Below are 20,698 nucleotides of genomic sequence, written 5' to 3'. Positions count from 1 at the left end.
TGAAAAAACCGGCAAGCCTCACGGCCAGCCGGTTTTTTTCTGCCTGGGAGGCGTTATTTCTTGCCAGCCGTCACTTCATGCTGACCCGCATGCTGGTGGTCCGTTTGCGCATTCACGGTGTCCGGCGCCACTTCGATGCGCGTGATGCCGGCATCGACGGAGATCGGGTCGCTGGCGGGGAACGTCATTTCGACGGCATCGTCGAGCAACTCTTCCTTGGCCCGCTCTTCGCCGCTCATGCCCTCTTCATCGGCCAGGATGGCCAGCGCACTGGCCCATTTGACGAAATTGAGGTTGGACAGTTCGCGCACGGTATGCACGCCAAACGCCTGCTGCAAGGCCTTGGCATCCTTGGCGCTGACGCCGCGCAGGGCGCTGATGGGCGCATTGACGATGTCGCGGAAGCTTTTGTCGGCATATTCCTGGTCGACGATGGTATCGATATTCATGGCATGTCCTTTCGTTTCGGTAAACGGGCCGGTGCTGCGCCCTGCGCCGCGGAGCGGCTACGCTGCATGGGGGGAATGCATGCCCCACTATGGCAGCGCGCAGCGCTCCGGTATGTGCGCAGCCGTACGCAACGGCGGGAACGGTGCCCCGGCGCAAACGATAATCTTGCCTGTCATATAAAAATGATGGGAAGAGATAAAAATTGCCGAAAAGACAGAAATTTTTCATCCATGCGCCTTGCGATGAAATCCTCATGTATGATCCACCACTTGAATTTGGTCCACCTTTCACCATTCACGGGGCGTTATGTCCGCACAAACAGATCCGAACAAGGAAGCGGCCCGGGCCGATGCGGAACGCGCCGCCGATCTCAGCGAGTTGCTCGGCCATGTCAACACCAGCTGGGACAATGAGCGGCGCGCCCTGTCGCGCCAGCTGCACGACAGCCTCGGCTCCTCGCTGACGGCGCTGACCATGCACCTGTCGCTGCTGACGCAAAAAATGCCGCAGGAAGCGGCCTTGCTCGACCGTGCGGCAACCATGAAGCAATTGCTGCTGAATGTGATCGAAACCAACCGGCAAATGCAGATGAAACTGTGGAACGACAAGCTGGAGTTTCTCGGCGTCAATGTCGCGCTGGGCGAGCTGGCCGCGCAATTTGCCGACCAGCACAAGATCGCCGTGCGCTGCAGCCTGCCCGAGGATGAACTGATTTGCCCGCGCAACGTGGGCGTGGCCCTGCTGCGCACCCTGGAAGAAGCGCTCAGCAACATCGCCACGCACGCCAGCGCCACAGAGGTGGACATCATCATCGACGACAACGACGAAGCACTGATGATGACCGTCAAGGATAATGGCGTGGGGCTGCCGGCCAGCGAACCGGCTGAAATGAGCAAGCACGGCCTGCGCTCCGTGCGCGAGCGCGTGCATTACCTGGGCGGCAGCCTGAGCCTGACAGCCAACCCGCAAGGCGGCACGGCACTGACCGTCGTCTTGCCGCGCATCAATCCGAAAGAATAGTCCTTGCCAGGCGCCCTCATACGCTGAACGCTTCGACCACAGGAGACCGCATGCAACGACTCATCCCCACCCTGCTGGCAGCGCTGCTGACCCTGGGCAGCGCCCAGGCCGCCGACAAACCCGTGGCGCCGCCGGAAACGGTGGACAAGCTGGCCTGGCTGGCAGGCTGCTGGAACGTCGACGGCGCCGAACCCGGCTCCGGCGAACAATGGAGCACGGCCGCCGGCGGCACCCTCCTGGGCACCAGCCGCACCGTCAAGGGCGGCAAGACGACGGCCTTTGAATTCGTGCAGATCCGCCTCACCGACCCGGGCCAGCTGGCCTACATCGTGCAGCCGTCGGGCCAGCCACCCGTGATCTTCAATCTGCTGCGCCAGGACAAGCCGAATGAATTCATCTTCGCCAACCTGGACAACGACTTCCCCAGCCGCATCATCTACCGCCACGACAGCGAGCGCATCTTGCACGCCAGCATCGTTGGCACCTTGAAGGGCAAGCTCACCACCATCGATTTCCCCATGACGCGGGGCCGCTGCGAAGCGGCGCCGATGACGCGCAGCAAATAAAAAGGGGCCGCAAGGCCCCTTTCTGCTCTGACACCCACTCAATTAATGCAGTTTGACCTGCGGCGAGCTGCGCTTGATCAGGAAGCGGCCCATGGCCATGACGGCCGTGCGCACGCTGCCCAGCACGGCGTTGTGGTGCATCAGGTGCAGGCTGACATACATCATGCGCGCCACGAAGCCTTCGACGAACCAGCTCAGGCCCTTCAGCGAACCCATCAGGGTGCCCACCGAGGTGGTGCGGCCGAACGACACGAGCGAACCGTAGTCGAGGTATTCATACGGTTTCGTTTGCGGCGGCTTGCCCTTCGCTTGCAGCAGGAAAGTTTTCAGCAGGTAATCGGCTTGCTGGTGCGCGGCCTGGGCACGTGGCGGCACCAGCTTGCCGTCCGGCCCCATGCAGGCGGCGCAGTCGCCGAGCGCGAAGATATTCGCATGGCCCTGCACATTGAGCATGCCCGTCACTTCCAGCTGGCCGGCGCGGTTGGTCGGCAAGCCCAACGTGGCCAGGAATTCCGGCGCGCGGATACCGGCGGCCCACACGCAGATGTCGGCCGCATAGCTGGTGCCGCTGGCCACCGTCACCTTGTCCGCTTCGATCGTGGTGACGCGCGTATCGGTCACCACGCTGATGCCATGCTGATGCAGCAGTTTCGAGGCGGCGATGGAAACGCGCTCGGGCAGCGGCGCGAGGATGCGCGGCGCCCCTTCGAGCAGGGTGATGCGCACATCCTTGATGGCGTTGAGATTCTGGAAGCCATACGCGGCATATACGCCGCTCGCTTCGCGCAACTCGGCCGCCAGCTCCACGCCCGTGGCGCCGCCGCCGATGATGACGATATCGACGCCGGGATGGCCCGCATCGCCCTGGCGCTGCTCGGCCATGGCCAGCAGTTTCAGCAGGGTCAGACGGAAACGTTCGGCGTCTTCCGTGGCATTCAGGGAAATCGTGTTTTCCTTGGCGCCGGGCACGCCGAAGTAATTCGAGGTGCTGCCCACGGCCAGCACCAGCTGGTCATAGTGGACCGTGCGCTGCGGCAAGAGCTGTTCATGCTTGTCGGTGGCGATGGCGCCCACGGTGAGACTGTTCGTGGCCGCGTCGAGCGCGATCAGGGGGCCATAGACATAGGTAAACCCATTGTCATGCGCCAGCATCTGATACGACAGGCCCTCCTGGTGTATATCCAGGGTGCCGGCCGCCACCTCATGCAGCGACGGTTTCCAGATATGGTACAGGCGGCTATCGACCAGGGTGACCTGGCCGGTGCCGAGCTTGCGGCTGAGTTTGCAGGCCAGCTCCAGGCCGCCTGCACCGCCGCCTACGATAACGATTTTACTATGCAAAGATCCTCCTGCTTGTTAATCCCTGTGCCCGTTGCCATTGCCGTGACCATTGCCATGGCCCTTGCCTGGTTTGTCATCATGCTTGTCGCGCTTGCCTTCATGTTTATCGCGTTTGTCATCATGCTTGTCATAATGGCCGCGATCACGGTCGCGGTCGCCGTAATCGGGACGGCCATGGTCGCCATGCTGCTGGCGATAGCGGGGCGCATATTGGTTGTTATACCAACTATCCTGGACGAAATAGACCTCTTGGTTACAGGCATTATACTTGCGGCAGTGCTTGGACCAGTTTTTCGCATGGCCGGGCGGCACGCGCAGGTAGATGGGGCGGGCGGAAGTGTATTGCGGGCGCTGCACGATGACGGGCTGGGCGTAGATCAATTGCGGCGCGGGATAGTCGCCTATGTCGATGCGTCCGTAAAAACCAGGCTGGCCAACGGTGACGGAGACCTGGGCAACGGCGGCGGTGGCGGCCGACAGCAAGACGGCGGCAAGAATCAGGGTTTTCATGGGGACACTCCTTTTATCAGTTATGCCTCGATTGTAGACCTCGTGCGCCACGTTGTTTGTTCGCAAGGACACATAAGGACCAGCGTTACCATCTCACCACAGTTTGCCCAAAGGCACGACCAGCCCGCTGAACAGCGAGTAGTCCGGCGACGCCGCCGTCAATCCGCGCGCCATGCCGATATCGATGGCCAGCCGTGGTGTGGGACTCCAGGTGGCCGCCAGCAGCAACTGCGCCGTTGCCGGCGCGCCGCGCAAACGCGTGCCCGACACTTCCGCCGTGGCGCCCCAGCGCGCGCTGACGGGCGTGGAAAAGGAGGCCGCCCAGCCCGTTTGTACCCGGCCCGTGCCTGGGTCGGATGCGCCCAGGCGTGTGGCGTTCAGGTTGGCGTCCATGTGCACGACGCCCAGGTCGCGGCTGACAATGCCATTCAGCGACACGTCGTTCTTGCCGCTGCCGATGCTGTCCTTGGCCGTGGGTAACTTCCAGCCCAGTTCCAGGCCCAGCGCCGTGACGTCGTCGAGCAAAAAGGCGCGCTTGAGCACGACAGTCGTGTCGCCCACACCCGTCTCGCGCCGGCCCGCGTCATCGCGCGCGCGCACGAATCCCTCGCCTTCGAGCAGCACGCCCCATTCGGGCGTGAACGCCAGTTTGAACGTATAGGGCAGGCTGGCGCGGCGCGTATCGTCCGTTTTGGACAGCAGGCCGCCCACCTCGAACTCGAGCTGGCCCGGCACGGGCAGCTGGGCGGGACTGGCCACGGAAGGTCGGTAAGGCAGGATGGGATCGCCCTCCTGCGCCTGCGCCAATGGCGCCAGGGACAGCAGGGAGAAGCACAGCAACGGCAAGCAGAGAGAAGACATGGAAGACCCGGAAGTGGCAAATACGCAATAGCGACAGCCTACCACCAAGCCCAGGTATCCGTGTTGCGCCGATCCTGCCGGGCTCAGGCCAGGCGCCGCACGTCCTGCCTGGCGGCGGGCGGCGGCCGGCGCAGCGGCGAGACATTGCTGGCCGGCGCCACGGCGATGCGCTCGGCCTGGACATGCAGGCGGAACACGCCCACCAGGTCCGTCAGGATCTGCGCCTGGTCTTGCAGCGATTCGGCGGCCGCCGCCGCCTCTTCCACCAGGGCCGCGTTCTGCTGCGTCACCTGGTCCATCTGCAGCACGGCCTGATTGACTTGCTCGATGCCGGCGCTCTGTTCTGCGCTGGCGGCCGTGATTTCCTGCATGATGTCGGCCACCTGGCGCACGCTGGTGACGACTTCATCCATCGTCTTGCCCGCGTCATGCACGAGCCTGGAACCGATTTCCACCTGCTCGACGGAGTCGCCGATCAGGGTCTTGATTTCCTTGGCGGCACTGGCCGAGCGCTGCGCCAGGTTGCGCACTTCGGACGCCACGACGGCGAAACCGCGCCCCTCCTCGCCCGCCCTGGCCGCTTCCACTGCCGCATTCAAGGCGAGGATGTTGGTCTGGAAGGCGATGCCGTCGATGACGCTGATGATGTCGACGATCTTGCGCGAGGAGGCATTGATCGATTCCATCGTCTGCACCACCCGCCCCACCACGGCGCCGCCCTTGCCGGCCACGTCGGAAGCGGCGCCGGCCAGCGCGTTGGCCTGGCGTGCGTTATCCGCATTCTGCCGCACGGCCGAGGTCAGCTGCTCCATCGAGGATGCCGTCTCTTCCAGCGAACTGGCCTGTTCTTCCGTGCGCGACGACAGGTCGAGATTGCCCCGGGCGATTTCGCTGGAGGCCGTATGGATGGTGTCCGTGCCCGCACGCACCTGGCTGACGATGCCCACCAGCTTGTCGCGCATGGCTTTCATGGCAAACAGCAGGCTGGCATTGTCATGGCTGGCCGTGCGGATATCGACGCTCAGGTCGCCCTCGGCGATGGCGCCCGCGATCTTGACGGCATATGCCGGTTCGCCGCCCAGCTGGCGCGTCAGTCCGCGCGTGATCAGCACGCCCAGCGCCAGGCCGGCCGCCATGCTGCCCAGCACCAGCGCGAGCATGAAGCTGCGGCTGGCCTGGTACACGCCCGACGCCTGCTCGGCCGCCGCCTTGGCGCGCTCCTCCTTCTGCAACGATAATTTTTCCAGCATGCCGTCGAGTTCATCGGCATGCTGGCGCGTCTGCTTCAGCAAGCCGACAAGCTCGGCGCTGCGCTGGGCCAGCGGCTCGGTCCCCGCCAGGGACAGCGCCTGCGTCATGACGGTGATGTATTGCGCCTCGACGGCCGCGAAGCGGGCGAACAGCTCCTTGGCGGCCGGCGTGACGAACAGCGGCCGGGCCTTGGCCAGGTGGCTTTTATTTAATTCGAGGAATTTGGCGATGTCGGCCTGGCGCGTGGCGCGCTCCTCGGTCGTGGTGGCCAGCAAGAAATTACTGCGCGCGCGGCCCACCTTGATCAGCGCGATATTGGCTTCCTTGATGTGGGACAGACCCAGCAATTCATTGTGGTACATCTGCGCGGCCATGGCGTCGATCTTGCCCATGTTAAAGATGCCGATGCCGGCCACGATGGCCCCCATCAGTGCCACGCAAAAAAACGCCGCGATCAGGCGCGTGCCCACCTTCATTTGCCTCAACATGATTCCCCCATAGTCCGGCCACCAGTGCTCGAAGAAGCAGCGGAATGTGTTGAATATAAAGAAAATAGCGAGGTAGAAATACGCACATTGTCACTAAATGACAATAGCTTGATTTATAACAACATGCAGCAGGGCTTGCCGTGCTAGGCAAGCCCTTGATATTAATTTAAAAATAATAATATTATTAAGACATCAATGATCATGCCTGAGCGGCTTGCGCACCGTCATCTCGACGCCGCCCTTCGCCGCCGCCTTGCCTGTACCCTGGCTGCGCACCGGTTCCGGCAGGGCGCCCGTCCATTCATACGCCACGCTGCCACCCGGGTGCTTGTACCAGCCCGGATCGCGGTAGTCGCCCGGCTTTTGGTCCTTGCGCACCTTCACCGTGGTAAACATGCCGCCCATGCCGATGGCGCCGAACGGGCCGTCACCGGCCATCATCGGCAAGGTGTTGTCGGGAATCGGCATCTGCATCTCGCCCATGTCGGCCATGCCCCGTTCGCCCATCACCATGTAGCCGGGCACGAGCTGGTTGATCTTCGCCGCCACGCCCTGGTGGTCGACGCCGATCATGGTGGGCACGTCATGCCCCATGGGGTTCATCGTGTGGTGCGACTTGTGGCAGTGGAAAGCCCAATCGCCCAGGTCGGTGGCCGTAAATTCCACCGCGCGCATCTGGCCGACGGCCACATCCGTGGTGACCTCGGGCCAGCGCGATTCGGGGCGCGTCCAGCCGCCATCCGTGCCCGTCACCTCGAACTCATGGCCATGCATGTGTATCGGGTGGTTGGTCATGGTCAGATTGCCCACGCGCACGCGCACCTTGTCGCCCTGGCGCACCACCATGGGATCGATGCCGGGGAAGACGCGGCTATTAAACGTGAACAGATTAAAATCCGTCATGGTCATGATCTTCGGCGTGTAGCTGCCCGGATCGATATCGTAGTTGCTGAGCAAGAAGACGAAATCGCGGTCCACCTTCATGAAGTTCGGGTCTTTCGGGTGCGTCACCCAGAAACCCATCATGCCCATGGCCATCTGCGTCATTTCATCGGCATGCGGGTGGTACATGAAGGTGCCGGGCCGCTTCGCGACGAATTCATACACGAAAGTCTTGCCGGGAGGAATGCCCGGCTGGGTCAGGCCCGTGACGCCATCCATGCCGTTGGGCAAGCGCTGACCATGCCAGTGCACGCTCGTGTGTTCCGGCAATTTATTCGTGACAAAGATGCGCACGCGGTCGCCCTCCACCACTTCGATGGTGGGCCCCGGCGACTGGCCGTTATAGCCCCACAGGTTCGCTTGCATGCCGGGCGCCAGTTCGCGCACGACGGGTTCGGCCACCAGATGGAATTCCTTGACGTTGTTGTTCATGCGCCAGGGCAAGGACCAGCCATTCAGGGTGACGACGGGGTTGTAGGGACGCCCGTTCGGCGGCGGTGGCGGCGCTTTCGTCTCCGCGCCGGCCATGCTGACGGCTTCCGGCAATGAGGCCGCACCGACTCGGCTGACGGCCGCGGCACTGAGGGCGACAGCGCCCGCATTCATGAAAAAGTTTCTACGTGTAATCATCATTATTCCTTTGCCGCAGTTGCCGCGGGGCCGCTGCCATTGATGGCCGATTGCAATTCAGTTTGGGCGATCCAGAAATCGCGCTGGGTCTCGATGGCGCTGTTCACGCTGGCGACCTGCTCGCGCGCGTCGGCCAGCAGCTCGAACACGCTGGCCAGCATGCCGTTGTAACGCAGCAATACTTCATGCGAGATCGTCTTGCGCAGCGGCACGACTTCATCGCGGTAGTGGCGCGCCAGGTCGTAGGCCGTGCGGTAGCTGGAATACGCTTCGCGCACTTCCGAGCGGGCCCTGACAGCCGTGCCCGCCGTGCGCTGCAGCGACTGCTCGTACAGCGCTTGCGCCTTCGCGTTGCGCGCCGAACCCCAGTCGAACAGGGGTAACTCCAAGGACACTTCGTAACCGTTTTCACGCGGCGCCTCGCTGCTGCTCTTGTTGGTATAGCCCACGTCGAGCACGTTGATAAAACCCGTCACCTTCGACAGGCCCAGCGCGCTGGCCGTCGCCTGTGCGTCGAGTTTCGCTCTTTGCACGTCGAGGCGCTGTTCCATCGCCTGCGCCTCGATATTGCCCGCCTCCACCGCCTGGGCCGGCAAGTCGGGCAGGCGCGACGGCAAAGTAAAGCTGGCCTGCTTGCCCCACAGGCCCAGCAAGCGCGTCAGGTGCTCGCGCGTGGCGGTGGCCTGGTGGCGCGCGCGGGCCAGGTCGCCGACGGCGTCCGCATAAAACACTTGCTGGCGCGCCTGGTCGAGGCGGCTCCAGTTGCCCGCCTGCCGCAAGCGCGTGGCCAGTTCGGCGCCCGCTTCGGCCGACAGCAGCGCGCGCTGCATGAACGCTTCCGTCTGCACGGCAGCGACCGCATTGAAGTAGGCGCGGCGCGTGTCGGCCGCCAGTTGCACGGCGCTGCTGGCGGCCTGCAGCTTGGCCTGCTCAAAGCGGCCCCGCTCGATGTTCACGCGCAGCGGCATGGTCAAGAGGCCCGCCAGGTCGAAGCTGACGCCGCGGTCGATTTCATTGCCGTGGCTGCCATGCGAGCGGCCGAACGACAGGCCCGGGTTGCGCAAGCGCCCCGCCTGCACCAGGTCCGCCTCGGACGCGCCCAGTTCGGCCAGCGCCCCTTTCATGCCGTGATTGTTCATCAGGGCGATGCGCACGGCGCCGTCGGCGTCCAGGGGCTGGGCCAGCAGGGAGGCCAGTTTTTCCTCGCCGCCCTCGCCGGCCAGCGCCGCGGGGGCGCCCGTGCGGATGTCGGCCAGCGTGGACACCGTCTGCATGCCGCCATCGGGGCTGAAGCTGGCGCAGCCACTGAGCAGCAGGACGGCCGCCAGCGCCAGCGGCGTGAGGCAAGTGGATTGTGTGAAACGGGCCATGTCAATGTCCTTCATGCTGGTGTGGCGGGGTGGACTTATCCGCCGGCTTGGGACTGGGCTTATCCATTGGCATCTTGTGGCCTTCCATCTTGTGGCCATCCATCTTCATCATGCCCATGTGGCCGCCCGCCTTGCCGACTTTCTCGTTGACGGCGCGCCAGGTCTGGTCGGGCGTGGCGTCCTCCTCGGCGGCGGGACGGTAGCCGGTGAAGGCGGAGCGGTAGGTGGTGGCAGGCACGGAGGCTTGCGCCTCTTGCGGGGCGGGCTTGGGCTGGGACTGAGCGGCGGCGGCCAGCGGCAGTACAGCCAGCGCGAGGCTGAACAGGTATTTCATGGTATTCCTTGAATGACAGGGTATGGCGCGGCGGGCGCGCAGGTGGAACGTGAAGGCGCGGCAAGCACGGCCGCGATGGACGTGCAAGAACCACACCGCCAGGTTCAACGGGCGGTCAGGCGGAGCGCGTGCTTCTCGGGGGACGTTCAGGACCAGGCGGGATATGCCCGGCGAACCGGGAATCGGGCGCCAGCGCCGGAGGCGGCGCGCGCAGGGTCAAGGCGTGCAGGGCCGGCATGCCGGGCGGCGCCGTGGCGCCCACGGTACAGGCGCTGCTGCAATTGTGGCCGTGCTGCGTGGCGCCGCCATCGTCCATGGCCATGGTCATCGGCTGGTGCGCGATCTGCATGTCGGCCGCATCGTCCATGTCATGGCACTGAGGCGCCGGCATGGCCTCGACGGTGAGCGTGACGGCCACCGCAAGCTCGTCCACGCAGCAGCTGCGCATGGCCGACGCAAAGCCCTGCAGGGGCAAGGTGACGGCCAGCAGCCAGAGCAGCGAGCGGGCGAGTGAGCGGAAAAAGGCACGGTTCATGGCACAACTATAAACCTTCCCACGCGAGGAAGGTCAAGTCCCTATTTGCGCATGTAGCCATGCGTCAGCCAGATGACGTACTCGCCATAATATCCCTGCCCTTCGAACAGGGCCTCGCCATCGGCAAAAGTCACTGTCTGCACTTCATTGATGGTGAAATACGCGCGGCCATCGGCCGCCTCGACGTCGCCCCAATGGCGCGCGCGCGGTGGCCGGTAGCCACTGGCGCGCCCGATGGCGGCCAGCAGGTCGCCGATCATGAAGTCGAGCAACATGTCGGCCAGCAGCGGCCGGTGGCCCGCCAGCATGGCCGTGATGTCCGGGTAGCCAGCTTCCTTGAGTTCGGGCAAGTCGCTTTCCTCGTACTGCAGGTCGTCTGCGCGACAAGTCTGGATAAAACTGTTGAACGGCTCGTCGAGCAGGCCCGCCAGCGCCGCTTCCGGCACGCTCAGGCGGAACGGGTGCAGCGGCAGCGCGCTGCGCTGGCCGTAGTTGAATTCGCGGCAGCCGAGGAAGGCCAGCGGGTGCAGCTGGCCACCGACCTCGCAGCGCACGCCAGATACCTGCGCCATCAGCTGCCCATCCCCGCCGCCCGCATCAGCAGGCGCATCGCCCAGGCGGCCAGGCCCAGGGTCGCCACGCTGGCCAGCCAGATGCCGGCCAGCCATGCCAGTCGTTTGCACCATGATTGTTGTCCCTGTTCAAATTGTTTCATCAGTGATAGCCATCTTCCGGATGGACTTTGCCACGAAACACATAATATGACCACACCGTATACATCAGGATCACGGGAATGATGAACAGCGCCCCCACCAGGGTAAAGCCCTGGCTTTGCGGCGGCGACGACGCCTCCCAGATCGATACCGACGGCGGAATAATGTTGGGCCACACGCTGATGCCCAGGCCGCTGTAGCCGAGAAAGACCAGCGCCAGGGTCAGCAGGAACGGCGCCGTCTGCCGCCCGCGCCGCACGGCGCGCAGCAGCAGCCCGCCCGCGCCCAGTACCAGCAGCGGCACGGGCAGGAACCAGAACAGGTGCGGCAGCGCAAACCAGCGCGCGGCGATGGCCGGATCGACGAAGGGTGTCCACAGACTGATGACGGCGATCACGCCCAGCAGCAGCCACACCAGCGTGCGCGTGATGCGGCCCGCGCGCGCCTGCAGGTTGCCCTGCGTCTTCATGATCAGCCAGGTGCTGCCCAGCAAGGCATACGCCACCACCAGTCCCGCACCCGTGAACAGCGAGAACGGCGTCAGCCAGTCCAGCGCGCCGCCCGCATAGCTGCGGTTGACTACCGGCATGCCCTGGATGGTGGCGCCCAGGGTCACGCCCTGGAAAAAGGCGGCCGCCACCGAGCCGCCGATGAACGCCTTGTCCCACACATGGCGCTCATGCTCGCGCGCCTTGAAGCGGAACTCGAAGGCCACGCCGCGAAAGATCAGGCCCATCAGCATGAAGCTGAGCGGCAGGTAGCAGGCGCTCAGCACCACGGAATAGGCGAGCGGAAAGGCCGCCAGCATGCCCGCGCTGCCCAGCACCAGCCAGGTTTCATTGCCATCCCAGACAGGCGCGACCGTATTCATCATCACGTCGCGCTCGCTCTTCTCCTGGAAAAACGGATACAGGATGCCGATGCCCAGGTCAAAGCCATCCATCACCACATACATCATGATGCTGAACAAGATAATAATGGCCCACAGTAGTGGCAGATCAATGCCCATGCGAATGTCCTCCTTGCGCTTGTTCTTGCAGATGCGCGGCCGAGATCGGCCGTGCAGGCGTGCGTTCCTGGCCGGGGCCGCCGTGCTCGACACGCTCGCCTTCATGCGGCTGCGGCCCCACGCGGATCAGGCGCAGCAGGTAGCCGATGCCCGCGCCAAAGACGGCAAAATAAATGACGATGAACAGCACCAGGGTGATGCCCAGCTGCGTGGCGCCGTGCGCCGAGACGGCATCCTCCGTGCGCAGCAAGCCGTACACGGTCCACGGCTGGCGGCCGATCTCGGTCGTGTACCAGCCGGCCAGCATGGCCACCAGCCCGCTGGGCCCCATCCACAGGGCGCAGCGCAGGAACAGGCGCGAGCGCCACAGGGTGCCGCGCCAGCGCAGCCACGCACTCCAGATGCCCAGCGCGATCATCAGCATGCCCAGCCCCGCCATGATGCGGAAAGACCAGAACACGACGGCGGAAGGCGGCCGGTCGCGCGGCGCGAATTCTTTCAAGGCGGGTATCGTGCCATTCCAGTCATGTGCGAGGATCAGGCCGCCCAGGCGGGGAATTTCCACCTTGTACAGGGTTTCCTCGCGTTCCATGTCGGGCCAGCCGAACAGGATCAGCGGCGTGCCCTCGCCGCCGGTGTTTTCCCAGTGGCCTTCCATGGCGGCCAGCTTGGCCGGCTGGTGCTCCAGCGTGTTCAAGCCATGCAGGTCGCCGATCACGACCTGGATGGGCGCGACGATCAGCAGCATCGACAAGCCCATCGTCATCATCTTGCGGATGGCCGCGTTGTCGTTACCGCGCAGCAAGTGCCAGGCGGCCGACGCCACCACCAGCAAGGCCGTGGCGAGGAAGGCGGCCACGCTCATGTGCAGCAGCCGGTACGGGAACGAGGGATTGAAGATGACGGCCAGCCAGTCCACGGGCACCACGCGCCCGTCGATGATTTCATGGCCTTGCGGCGTCTGCATCCAGCTGTTCGAGGCGATGATCCAGGTGGCGGAAATCAAAGTGCCCAGCGCCACCATGGCCGTGGCGAACATGTGCAGGCCTGGCCCCACGCGGTGCCAGCCGAACAGCATCACGCCGAGGAAGCCCGCTTCCAGGAAGAAGGCCGTCAGCACTTCATAGGCCAGCAGCGGACCCGTGATGCTGCCCGCATAATCGGAAAAGAAACTCCAGTTGGTGCCGAACTGGTAAGCCATGACGAGGCCGGAAACGACGCCCATGCCGAAATTGACGGCGAAAATCTTCGACCAGAAGTGGTACAGGTCGCGGTACACGCCATCCTGCGTGCGCAGCCACGCCGCCTCCAGTACCGTCAGGTAACTGGCCAGGCCGATCGTGATGGCAGGAAAAATGATGTGAAATGAAATGGTGAAGCCGAACTGGACGCGCGCCAGTTCCAATGCAGTAAGCCCTGACATGTGTTGCCTTCCCGACGTGTGACGTCTGTTTTACCCAGGCCTCCACTCTAGGCTTTTCGAGTAAAACATAACAGACTCAGAAATCGGAGAAAACATAGGATCAGTTTGACGTTTGCCGAATGACAAGGTCCATCTGATCCGGCGCAAAAACGCCTCAGGCAGGCTCGGCGAGGCCCACGCGGTTGCGTCCATTTTCCTTGGCCACATACAGGGCCGCGTCGGCCGCCAGCAGCACGGCGTCCGCACCGAGCACCTTGCCCGCCCCCTGTTCCGACGACACGACGCCCAGCGACACCGTGACGGGACCGGCGCCGGGGATCTCGGCGGCGGCCACCCGGGCGCGCAGGCGCTCGGCCACCTGCAGCGCCACGTCGAGGTCGGCCTCGGGCAGCAGCATGATGAATTCATCGCCGCCATTGCGGCACAGCACGTCGGCATCGCGCGAGCAGGCGCGCATCAGTTGCGCCAGGTGCAGGATGACTTCATCGCCCACCGCATGGCCCCACTGGTCGTTGACTTGCTTGAAATGGTCGATGTCGATGGCGATGACGGAAAACGGCCGCGCCTGCGCCTGCCAGGCATCGAGCGCCGCCGCCATGCCGCGCCGGTTCGACAGGCCCGTCAGCGGGTCCGTCTGCACGTCGAATTTCAGCTTGCCGATCTTTTTCTGTAGCAAGGACATTCCCACTAGCAAGGCGCGCTTGATCTGCGCCGCTTCCAGATACCAGGCGCGGATGCCGCCGATGCGCTCGGACATGCCGGGCGCGTCCATGCGGCTGGCGCTTTCGGCCAGCTGCACCAGGGGCCGTGAAATGAGGCGCGCCAGCCACCAGATGAACGGCAGGCTGAGCAAGGCAATGGGCAAGGAATACCACAGGGTGTTGAGCATCAGCTGGTTCAGCGGGGCCAAAGTGGCGGCCGTGGGCCGCTGGGCCACGATGCCCCAGCCCGTTGACGGCAGCACGGCATAGCCGGCCAGCATCTGCGTGCCCCGGCTGTTGACGGTGCTTCCGCTGCCGCTTTCCTGGCGCAGGATGGCGTCGATCACGGTATTCTTGCCGGCCACTTCGCCGACCCGCGAAGGATCGGGGTGGTACAGCAGGCGCCGGTTCTGGTCGACCACATATAAATACGAACCATCGCGGTAATAATGCTGTCCCAGCAAGGTGAACAGGATGTTTTTCTGCTTCAGGTAGATCGAACCGCCCACATAGCCCAGATAGCGTCCGCCGCGATCGAACACGGGATGGGAAATGAAGACCACCAGGTTGCCCACCGACGACATATACGGCCGGGTGATCAGCGGGCGGCGTTCGCGCAGCGCCAGGCGCGCCCCTTCCGAGGCCAGCTGGCTGTTCTGCAGGCCCAGCGTCTCGGGCGACACGCCCAGCACCTTGCCCTGCGCATCGACGATCAGGACGGAATTGAAGGTGTTGGTCTGCCCGCGCAAGCGCTCGGCTTCCGTCTTGAGGGCGGCCGGGTCGGCAAAATGCCGGGGCAGCTGGCCGGCGCTGTAGGCCAGCTGCTGGCGCGCCGCCAGCAGGAAGTTCTCCGTGCTGCTGGCCAGCTTCAGCGCATACGCGTAGTTCGCCTCCAGGGTCGTATCGATCAGCAACTGGCGCTGCACCTGATACGTGGCATAAAAGCTGTTAGCCAGGGAGATGACGGCGCTGGCAAACGCCACCAGCACGATCAGACGGCGCAGATTGATGCGCAACAACGGTTGCGCCACAGGTTGAAGCGGCATGGAAGAGACGGGGCAGCGTAGGATTGCGCCTGAAAAAAAGCCCATTATACATGTCCATACAGCAACAAAGTGTCATGGGCGACGGTTTATTGCCCCATTTCTCCCCGCCCGACAAGCCTGGGCCATTCAGGCATGCACGGCGTGCTTGCGTACCCAGTCCGCGTAGCGCTGCATCCAGCCCTGGAAGAAACCCAGGCTGGCCGGACCGATGCCGCCATGCTCGTCGAACAGGCCTTCCTTGGCCTGGATAAACATCTCCGGCTGGCCCAGCAGCGGCACGTCCAGGTAAGCGAGCACATTGCGCAAATGCTGCTGCGCCAGGGCCGTGCCCGTGGCACCCACGGAGACGCCCAGCACGGCGCCCGGCTTGCCGCCCCACACGCTCTGGCCGTACGGGCGCGAGCCGTGGTCGAGGGCGTTTTTCAGCACGCCGGGGATCGAGCGGTTGTATTCGGGGGTGAGGAAGAGCAAGGCTTGCGATGCGGAAATGTCGGATTTGAGGCGCAACACCTGTTCGGCTTGCGCGCCATCGTCATCCTGGTTGTACAGCGGCAAGTCACCGATCTCGATATGTTTGAAGGAAAACTCGGGCGGCGCCAGCTTGATGATGGCGTCGGCCAGCTTGCGATTGAAGGAATCCTTGCGCAGGCTGCCGACGATGATTGCGACTTGATATTGACTCATATATATCCCCGATGATGGTGAAAAAATAGCCCTGGAGTGAACTTCACTGCAGGACTATCTTGCCACACAATCATGGGTTTTGCGCGCTAGCGTGCGGACTGCGCGAGGCCGCGATACTCGCGGTAATAGCGCCCGCCCAAGTTCGTCAAGACCTCATAGCCGATGGTATTGGCCATGGCCGCCACGGCGTCGACCGGGTGTTCGGCGCAGATCAGGTCGACCAGGCTGCCTGGCACGATGCGTTCCTGCGCGATGGCGCTGACGTCCAGGGTGATGGAATCCATGGAAATGGCGCCGATCTGCGGCACTTTCACGCCGTCGACGATGGCCAGGCCCTGATTGCTCATGCTGCGCAGCCAGCCATCGGCATAGCCGACGGACACCGTCGCCACCTGGCGCGGCTCGCTGGCCGTGTAACGGCGGCTGTAGCCCACGTGGTCGCCGGCGGCGATCGTGCGCGTCTGCAGCACCTTGCCTTGCAGGCGCACGACCGAGCGCAGCGGATTCGGTTCGCCGCCCTGCGGTCCGATGCCGTACAGGGCCGCACCGGGGCGCACCAGGTCGAAGTGGTAGTCGGGCGACAAAAAGATGCCCGAGGAATTGGCCAGGCTGGCGCGGTATTGCGGCAAACGGGCGCGGATGGCGATGAAGCGCGCCAGCTGCTCGCCATTCATGGGGTTGCTGCGCTCGTCGGCGCAGGCCAGATGGCTCATGATGTAGCGTACCTTGATGCCGTCAAGAAAGTGGGCATCCAGCAGCCAGGCGTCGATTTCCTGCGGCGACAGGCCCATGCGCGACATGCCCGTGTCCACCTGCACGATGGCGTCCAAGGTTTTCCCCAGTGCCTTGGCGTGCGCGCGCCAGCCCGCCACCTGCGGCTCGCTGTTGAGCACGGGAATCAAGCCGTGGGCCGTGAATTCGCCTTCCGTATCGACGGGCGGGCCGTGCAGCACGAAGATCGCCGCGTCCGGCGCCACGTGGGGGCGCAGGCTGATGCCCTCTTCCAGGTGCGCCACAAAAAAGTGCCGGCAACCCTCTTCATACAGGGCCGCGCCCACTTGCGCGGCGCCCAGGCCATACGCGTCGGATTTGACGACGGCCGAGCAGGCGGCCGGGTGCGCCTTGTCGCGCAGCAAGCGGTAGTTGGCGCGCACGGCGTCAAGGTCCACCGTCAGGATGGCGCCGCTACGCTCTTTCGCAGGCATGCTGGCCCCCATCTCAGGCCACCGCGTGTTGCAGTTTGCCATTGCCCTGCGCGCCGCTGTAGCGGCTGACGGACAGGTCGTCGGCCAGGATCGCCGGTTTTTTCGACGACATCAGGTCGGCCAGCAATTGCGCCGAGCCGCAGGACATGGTCCAGCCCAGGGTGCCGTGGCCCGTGTTGAGGAACAGGTTGCGCAGCGGCGTGCGGCCGACGATCGGCGTGCCGTCCGGCGTCATCGGGCGCAGACCCGTCCAGAACGTGGCTTCGGCGGTGTTGCCGCCGCCCGGGAACAGGTCGTTGACGACCATTTCCAGGGTTTCGCGGCGGCGCGGGTTCAGGTCCAGGTTGTAGCCGGCGATTTCCGCCATGCCACCCACGCGGATGCGGTCGTCGAAACGCGTCACGGCGATCTTGTAGGTTTCATCGAGGATGGTCGACACGGGCGCCTTGGCCGCGTTGACGATCGGCACGGTGATCGAATAACCCTTCAATGGATACACGGGAATGTCGAGCAGCGGCTGCATGAAGCCTGTCGAGTAGGAACCGAGGGCCACCACGTAGGAGTCGGCCTTGACGACTTCCGCGCCGCATTGCACGCCGGCGATTGCATCGCCCTGCGTCAGCAGCGCGTCGATGGACACGCCATAGCGGAACTTCACGCCCAGCGCCACGGCCATCTCGGACAGGCGCGTGGTAAACAGCTGGCAATCGCCCGTTTCATCGTTGGGCAGGCGCAAGCCGCCGAACAGTTTATCCTTGACCGCTTCGAGGGCCGGCTCGGCGCGCGACAGATCGTTGCGCTGCAGCACTTCATACGGCACGCCCGCGTCTTTCAACACTTCGATATCCTTGGCCGCGTCGTTGTATTGCTTTTCGGTGCGGAACAATTGCATCGTGCCTTGCTGGCGGCCTTCATAGGTGATGCCCGCTTCGGCGCGCAAGACCTTGAAGCAGTCGCGGCTGTACTCGGCCAGGCGCACCATGCGTTCCTTGTTCACGGCATACGCTTCCGGTGTGCAATTACGCAACATCTGCCACATCCATTTGAGCTGGGCGGCGCTGCCGTCGAGCGAGATGGCCAGGGGCGCGTGGCGCTGCATCATCCATTTCACGGCTTTCAGGGGAATGCCGGGCGCTGCCCATGGCGAAGCGTAGCCGGGCGAGATTTGCCCCGCATTCGCGAAGCTGGTTTCCAGTGCCGGGCCCGGCTGGCGGTCGATGACGGTCACCTCATGTCCTGCCTTGGCCAGATAGTAAGCACTGGTGACGCCGATGACGCCGCTACCCAGAATCACGATACGCATAGTTTCCTCATTATATTTTTTAGGCTATTGCCAGATTAACCGCTATCATATTGGGAAAGAGCCAGTATTTGTTCACGTATAAATCGAGATATTCAGCAATAAATCATGAGAATCCTTAAAGAATCAGCACGTGGTCTCGACAAGCTGGATCGCCACATCCTGCGCATCCTGCAGCAGGATGGCCGCATCTCGATGAAGGACCTGGGCGAACAGGTGGGCCTGTCGATCACGCCCTGCATCGAACGGGTCAAGCGCATGGAGCGCGACGGCGTCATCACGGGCTACCATGCCAAGGTGAACCCGGCCGCGCTGGGCGCCAAGCTGCTCGTTTTCGTAGAGATTACTCTCAATCAAAAGTCGGCGTCCGCCTTCGAGCAATTCCGCCGCGAAGTGTTGCAAATTCCCGAAGTGCAGGAATGCCATCTGGTGTCGGGCGACTTCGATTACCTGATCAAGGCGCGCATCCATGAAATGGCCGAGTACCGCAAACTGCTGGGCGACATGCTGCTGCAGCTGCCCGGCGCCGCGCAATCGAAAAGCTATGTGGTGATGGAAGAAATCAAGGAAACCCTGGCGCTCTCGACCGACGTGCTGCAGAGCCGCTAAAGGTAGCACCAGCCGGCACCAAAGGCATCATTTTGTGCGCCTTTGTATAATCTGGTAGCACATTCGGCGCGACCCAAGCACACTCCCTCCTGACATCACGCCCGTCCCCTCTGAGATTGGAAGCAGTGATGCACACCGGGAGTCCCTATGAACACATTGATAAAACTGGCAGCTTCCTGCCTCGCGGGCCTGGCCGTGGCCATGTGCACCGCCAGTGAATACAAGGTCAACCGCGCGCCGGACAATGGCGCCATCTATCAGAACATCCAGGTCGGCAAGACCACCCGCCTCGACCTTGACGCGGCCCTGGGCAACGCCACCGTCGTCAGCTTCGATCCCGGCTATGAAGTCTGGGTCTACAAGAACCAGTTGCAAACCCCCACGGTGACGCGGCTGCTCCCCATGCTGGGCGAAAAAGGCACACGCGAAGTGGCCGTCATGTTCGACCAGGCGGGCATCGTCAGGAAATTCCGGATACACGAGCCGCGCAAGTAGGTCGCGCAAGCACGCCACGGGGACGCGCCCGCTGCGTCCTCTTGTTCTACACTGGTGTTTTATATTCCGGTGCCACCATGCAATTACCCGCAAGCCTCGCCCACGTCTCGACAGACCAGGACTGGCAACACACGACAGCGTACCCGCCGCTCGGCTTCACGCCCTTCTCCGAAGGCGCGCTGGGCAATGGCGACACCTTCGGCCTGTACTGGCCCATCGGGCGCGAAGCGTCCGAACCGATCGTCGTCGAGACCTGGCACGACGAGTGGAGCATCCAGCCGCACTTTTCCAGCCTGGCGGCATTTCTGCAAGCCCATGCGGCCGCGCAGGACGAGTATGTCGGCACGCCGTCGCTGGCCGATGATCCCGCCTCGCCGCGCGCCGCCTTTCTGGAAGCCAAGGAATTGATTGCGCAGCGCAACCCGGACGCGGCCATCGCGCTGCTGGAAGCGGCGCTGGCCATCGTGCCCGAATATACGGACGCCCTGGTGCTGCTGCATGGCCAGTATGTGCGCGCGGGAAGAATCGGGGAAGCCGTCAAGGTGGCCATCGAGGCCATCATCTCGCCACCGTCGTTTGGCGGCCCGCCCTTCAAGGCCTTGCAATGGCTGCGCACGCAGCCGGTGCCGGACGGGGAACCCGACCCCATCTGGCGCGCCTGCGGGCAATTGTCATTCAACTTTGGCGGCAGCAAGGAAAATGCCGATTATCCCGTGCTGCTGGGCGCCATAGCCACCTATGTGGAGCAGCGCAACTACCTTCGCGCATCGACCCTGATGCAGACGTATGCCGAACTGATGAGTGCGGAAACCATCTCGTTCCAGCAGCGCTACGGCTTCGAGCCAGCCGCCTTCATCGCACGCCAGATCGCCGTCAGTGCACGGCTGCCGCACGGCAGCCGGGACCCGGCAGGATTAATTGCTGCCGGTACAGATTGCCCCGCCCCTCGCTGACGACGTCAGCGCCACATTATTTGGCATATTTGTCATATTTGTTTTTCCCATACGGCCAGCCGCACTTGTATCCATAAAGAAACATATCCAGCCATTCAGCCATCCGGCCTTCATAGGGGTGAGAACAGGAAAACTCGGCATCCTGCAGAGAAAAAATCTCAAATACCATTTGACTAATTTGTTGAATATTTGTTTAATTAGGCATATTTAATTTATTTGTTTTTTTCGGATGCCGAGGCAAGCCTGACTGCCACGCGATGCA

General features: G+C 63.4%; 22 protein-coding genes. 5 read left to right on the top strand and 17 right to left on the bottom strand.

The annotated features are described in order from the left end of the window. Nucleotides 1-53: 53 nt before the first annotated feature. A complete protein-coding gene (locus tag ACP7DW_RS15790) occupies nt 54-449 on the bottom strand; it encodes a hypothetical protein (protein WP_071076604.1) in 396 nt (131 codons plus the stop codon). Between the two features lie 307 nt (nt 450-756). Here ACP7DW_RS15790 and ACP7DW_RS15785 point away from each other — a divergent pair, with 307 nt between their 5' ends. Both ACP7DW_RS15785 and ACP7DW_RS15780 read left to right on the top strand, forming a co-directional pair. Then, nucleotides 757-1,470, top strand: coding sequence for a sensor histidine kinase (locus ACP7DW_RS15785; protein ID WP_426055294.1), 714 nt, complete (start codon nt 757-759; stop codon nt 1,468-1,470). 50 nt (nt 1,471-1,520) lie between these two features. Beyond that, nucleotides 1,521-2,036: a DUF6265 family protein gene (locus tag ACP7DW_RS15780; protein ID WP_426055295.1), complete on the top strand. Its 516-nt coding sequence runs from the start codon at nt 1,521-1,523 to the stop codon at nt 2,034-2,036. Nucleotides 2,037-2,078: 42 nt separating this feature from the next. Here ACP7DW_RS15780 and ACP7DW_RS15775 read toward each other — a convergent pair whose 3' ends face one another. The 16 genes from ACP7DW_RS15775 to ACP7DW_RS15700 all read right to left on the bottom strand — a co-directional run bounded on the left by ACP7DW_RS15775 (nt 2,079) and on the right by ACP7DW_RS15700 (nt 18,382). Then, entirely contained in the window at nt 2,079-3,377 is a 1,299-nt protein-coding gene (locus tag ACP7DW_RS15775) for an NAD(P)/FAD-dependent oxidoreductase (RefSeq protein ID WP_426055296.1), read from the bottom strand. A gap of 15 nt (nt 3,378-3,392) precedes the next feature. Next, the gene (locus ACP7DW_RS15770; RefSeq protein ID WP_426055297.1) at nt 3,393-3,887 is read right to left on the bottom strand and encodes a hypothetical protein; all 495 of its coding nucleotides are present in this window, start codon (nt 3,885-3,887) and stop codon (nt 3,393-3,395) included. 93 nt (nt 3,888-3,980) lie between these two features. Then, a complete protein-coding gene (locus ACP7DW_RS15765) occupies nt 3,981-4,748 on the bottom strand; it encodes a transporter (protein WP_426055298.1) in 768 nt (255 codons plus the stop codon). A gap of 83 nt (nt 4,749-4,831) precedes the next feature. Further along, complete coding sequence (locus ACP7DW_RS15760) at nt 4,832-6,487, bottom strand: methyl-accepting chemotaxis protein (RefSeq protein WP_426055299.1); 1,656 nt, start codon at nt 6,485-6,487, stop codon at nt 4,832-4,834. A 192-nt stretch (nt 6,488-6,679) separates the two neighbouring features. Then, complete coding sequence (locus tag ACP7DW_RS15755; RefSeq protein WP_426055300.1) at nt 6,680-8,059, bottom strand: multicopper oxidase family protein; 1,380 nt, start codon at nt 8,057-8,059, stop codon at nt 6,680-6,682. Between the two features lie 2 nt (nt 8,060-8,061). After that, complete coding sequence (locus ACP7DW_RS15750; RefSeq protein ID WP_426055301.1) at nt 8,062-9,429, bottom strand: TolC family protein; 1,368 nt, start codon at nt 9,427-9,429, stop codon at nt 8,062-8,064. 1 nt (nt 9,430) lies between these two features. Then, nucleotides 9,431-9,763, bottom strand: coding sequence for a hypothetical protein (locus tag ACP7DW_RS15745; protein WP_426055302.1), 333 nt, complete (start codon nt 9,761-9,763; stop codon nt 9,431-9,433). A gap of 115 nt (nt 9,764-9,878) precedes the next feature. Beyond that, the gene (locus tag ACP7DW_RS15740; protein ID WP_426055303.1) at nt 9,879-10,298 is read right to left on the bottom strand and encodes a hypothetical protein; all 420 of its coding nucleotides are present in this window, start codon (nt 10,296-10,298) and stop codon (nt 9,879-9,881) included. 41 nt (nt 10,299-10,339) lie between these two features. After that, nucleotides 10,340-10,870, bottom strand: coding sequence for a hypothetical protein (locus tag ACP7DW_RS15735; protein WP_426055304.1), 531 nt, complete (start codon nt 10,868-10,870; stop codon nt 10,340-10,342). Next, nucleotides 10,870-11,013, bottom strand: a complete 144-nt coding sequence (locus ACP7DW_RS15730; RefSeq protein WP_298413413.1) for a DUF2474 domain-containing protein — start codon at nt 11,011-11,013, stop codon at nt 10,870-10,872. Before ACP7DW_RS15730 ends, ACP7DW_RS15735 begins: the two co-directional genes overlap by 1 nt. Next, the gene (gene cydB / locus ACP7DW_RS15725) at nt 11,013-12,020 is read right to left on the bottom strand and encodes a cytochrome d ubiquinol oxidase subunit II (RefSeq protein ID WP_426055305.1); all 1,008 of its coding nucleotides are present in this window, start codon (nt 12,018-12,020) and stop codon (nt 11,013-11,015) included. The genes ACP7DW_RS15730 and cydB overlap by 1 nt, the downstream gene beginning before the upstream one ends. Next, on the bottom strand, nt 12,010-13,443 hold the full coding sequence (locus tag ACP7DW_RS15720; protein ID WP_426055306.1) for a cytochrome ubiquinol oxidase subunit I: 1,434 nt from the start codon (nt 13,441-13,443) through the stop codon (nt 12,010-12,012). The genes cydB and ACP7DW_RS15720 overlap by 11 nt, the downstream gene beginning before the upstream one ends. A gap of 154 nt (nt 13,444-13,597) precedes the next feature. Continuing rightward, nucleotides 13,598-15,190, bottom strand: coding sequence for a diguanylate cyclase (locus tag ACP7DW_RS15715; RefSeq protein ID WP_426055307.1), 1,593 nt, complete (start codon nt 15,188-15,190; stop codon nt 13,598-13,600). Between the two features lie 126 nt (nt 15,191-15,316). Next, on the bottom strand, nt 15,317-15,874 hold the full coding sequence (locus tag ACP7DW_RS15710) for an NADPH-dependent FMN reductase (protein ID WP_096236264.1): 558 nt from the start codon (nt 15,872-15,874) through the stop codon (nt 15,317-15,319). An 86-nt stretch (nt 15,875-15,960) separates the two neighbouring features. Further along, nucleotides 15,961-17,079 carry an alanine racemase gene (gene alr / locus ACP7DW_RS15705; RefSeq protein WP_426055308.1) on the bottom strand — a complete coding sequence of 373 codons (1,119 nt, stop codon included), beginning with the start codon at nt 17,077-17,079 and terminating at the stop codon, nt 15,961-15,963. Nucleotides 17,080-17,092: 13 nt separating this feature from the next. After that, the gene (locus tag ACP7DW_RS15700) at nt 17,093-18,382 is read right to left on the bottom strand and encodes a D-amino acid dehydrogenase (RefSeq protein ID WP_426055309.1); all 1,290 of its coding nucleotides are present in this window, start codon (nt 18,380-18,382) and stop codon (nt 17,093-17,095) included. Between the two features lie 105 nt (nt 18,383-18,487). Between ACP7DW_RS15700 and ACP7DW_RS15695 the strand changes: the two genes are divergently transcribed. The 3 genes from ACP7DW_RS15695 to ACP7DW_RS15685 all read left to right on the top strand — a co-directional run bounded on the left by ACP7DW_RS15695 (nt 18,488) and on the right by ACP7DW_RS15685 (nt 20,436). Continuing rightward, entirely contained in the window at nt 18,488-18,988 is a 501-nt protein-coding gene (locus tag ACP7DW_RS15695) for an Lrp/AsnC ligand binding domain-containing protein (RefSeq protein WP_034754979.1), read from the top strand. A gap of 147 nt (nt 18,989-19,135) precedes the next feature. Further along, complete coding sequence (locus ACP7DW_RS15690; protein ID WP_426055310.1) at nt 19,136-19,483, top strand: hypothetical protein; 348 nt, start codon at nt 19,136-19,138, stop codon at nt 19,481-19,483. Between the two features lie 77 nt (nt 19,484-19,560). Continuing rightward, a complete protein-coding gene (locus ACP7DW_RS15685; protein ID WP_426055311.1) occupies nt 19,561-20,436 on the top strand; it encodes a tetratricopeptide repeat protein in 876 nt (291 codons plus the stop codon). Nucleotides 20,437-20,698 lie beyond the last annotated feature (262 nt).

This window comes from Janthinobacterium sp. PSRC1-1, from assembly GCF_049897525.1.
Taxonomy (GTDB): Bacteria; Pseudomonadota; Gammaproteobacteria; order Burkholderiales; family Burkholderiaceae_D; genus Janthinobacterium; species Janthinobacterium tructae.
Note: the sequence above shows the minus strand (reverse complement) of the source record. Positions and strands in the feature narration are given on the sequence as shown.

Bases quoted from the DNA above. Each gene is read 5' to 3' on its own strand.
- ACP7DW_RS15780 (WP_426055295.1), top strand. From the start codon at position 1,521: ATGCAACGACTCATCCCCACCCTGCTGGCAGCGCTGCTGACCCTGGGC.
- ACP7DW_RS15685 (WP_426055311.1), top strand. From the start codon at position 19,561: ATGCAATTACCCGCAAGCCTCGCCCACGTCTCGACAGACCAGGACTGG.
- ACP7DW_RS15785 (WP_426055294.1), top strand. From the start codon at position 757: ATGTCCGCACAAACAGATCCGAACAAGGAAGCGGCCCGGGCCGATGCG.
- ACP7DW_RS15765 (WP_426055298.1), bottom strand. From the start codon at position 4,748: ATGTCTTCTCTCTGCTTGCCGTTGCTGTGCTTCTCCCTGCTGTCCCTG.
- ACP7DW_RS15715 (WP_426055307.1), bottom strand. From the start codon at position 15,190: ATGCCGCTTCAACCTGTGGCGCAACCGTTGTTGCGCATCAATCTGCGC.
- alr (WP_426055308.1), bottom strand. From the start codon at position 17,079: ATGCCTGCGAAAGAGCGTAGCGGCGCCATCCTGACGGTGGACCTTGAC.
- ACP7DW_RS15740 (WP_426055303.1), bottom strand. From the start codon at position 10,298: ATGAACCGTGCCTTTTTCCGCTCACTCGCCCGCTCGCTGCTCTGGCTG.
- ACP7DW_RS15745 (WP_426055302.1), bottom strand. From the start codon at position 9,763: ATGAAATACCTGTTCAGCCTCGCGCTGGCTGTACTGCCGCTGGCCGCC.
- ACP7DW_RS15760 (WP_426055299.1), bottom strand. From the start codon at position 6,487: ATGTTGAGGCAAATGAAGGTGGGCACGCGCCTGATCGCGGCGTTTTTT.
- ACP7DW_RS15770 (WP_426055297.1), bottom strand. From the start codon at position 3,887: ATGAAAACCCTGATTCTTGCCGCCGTCTTGCTGTCGGCCGCCACCGCC.
- ACP7DW_RS15735 (WP_426055304.1), bottom strand. From the start codon at position 10,870: ATGGCGCAGGTATCTGGCGTGCGCTGCGAGGTCGGTGGCCAGCTGCAC.
- ACP7DW_RS15695 (WP_034754979.1), top strand. From the start codon at position 18,488: ATGAGAATCCTTAAAGAATCAGCACGTGGTCTCGACAAGCTGGATCGC.
- ACP7DW_RS15755 (WP_426055300.1), bottom strand. From the start codon at position 8,059: ATGATTACACGTAGAAACTTTTTCATGAATGCGGGCGCTGTCGCCCTC.
- cydB (WP_426055305.1), bottom strand. From the start codon at position 12,020: ATGGGCATTGATCTGCCACTACTGTGGGCCATTATTATCTTGTTCAGC.
- ACP7DW_RS15690 (WP_426055310.1), top strand. From the start codon at position 19,136: ATGAACACATTGATAAAACTGGCAGCTTCCTGCCTCGCGGGCCTGGCC.
- ACP7DW_RS15790 (WP_071076604.1), bottom strand. From the start codon at position 449: ATGAATATCGATACCATCGTCGACCAGGAATATGCCGACAAAAGCTTC.
- ACP7DW_RS15720 (WP_426055306.1), bottom strand. From the start codon at position 13,443: ATGTCAGGGCTTACTGCATTGGAACTGGCGCGCGTCCAGTTCGGCTTC.
- ACP7DW_RS15710 (WP_096236264.1), bottom strand. From the start codon at position 15,874: ATGAGTCAATATCAAGTCGCAATCATCGTCGGCAGCCTGCGCAAGGAT.
- ACP7DW_RS15700 (WP_426055309.1), bottom strand. From the start codon at position 18,382: ATGCGTATCGTGATTCTGGGTAGCGGCGTCATCGGCGTCACCAGTGCT.
- ACP7DW_RS15750 (WP_426055301.1), bottom strand. From the start codon at position 9,429: ATGGCCCGTTTCACACAATCCACTTGCCTCACGCCGCTGGCGCTGGCG.
- ACP7DW_RS15730 (WP_298413413.1), bottom strand. From the start codon at position 11,013: ATGAAACAATTTGAACAGGGACAACAATCATGGTGCAAACGACTGGCA.